Genomic DNA, 310 nt, shown 5'->3' with positions numbered 1-310 from the left:
GTGGACGCCGTACTCGCGCTTCTTCTTCGGGCGTTCGTCGGCGACGTCCTCGATCGCGCTGACCAGGGCGCGGTGGGCCTCGTGGAAGCGGAAGATGCCGTCGAAATCGAGCTGGTGCCGGCGCGCGTAGCGCATCAGCTGCAGCACGCCGACCGAATCCAGCCGCTCCACGCCGGTGGCGAAGCGGTTGTAGGCCCACACCGCCGGGATCGCCACGAACAGGCCCATCGCGGTCGCCAGCAGCGCCTCGGAGATGCCCGGGGCGACGTCGGCGATGCCGACCTGCTTGGACGCGGAGACCAGCGAATGC

The 310-nt window shown here is 70.0% G+C and carries 1 protein-coding gene; it reads right to left on the bottom strand.

Features of this window, described 5'->3' with window-relative positions; translation table 11 throughout:
* On the bottom strand, positions 1 to 310 hold a 310-nt coding region (locus HKX41_10955), incomplete at both ends, for a hypothetical protein (protein ID NNC24649.1).

The organism is Salifodinibacter halophilus, assembly GCA_012999515.1.
In the GTDB taxonomy this organism is placed as follows: Bacteria; Pseudomonadota; Gammaproteobacteria; order Nevskiales; family Salinisphaeraceae; genus Salifodinibacter; species Salifodinibacter halophilus.
Note: the sequence above shows the minus strand (reverse complement) of the source record. Positions and strands in the feature narration are given on the sequence as shown.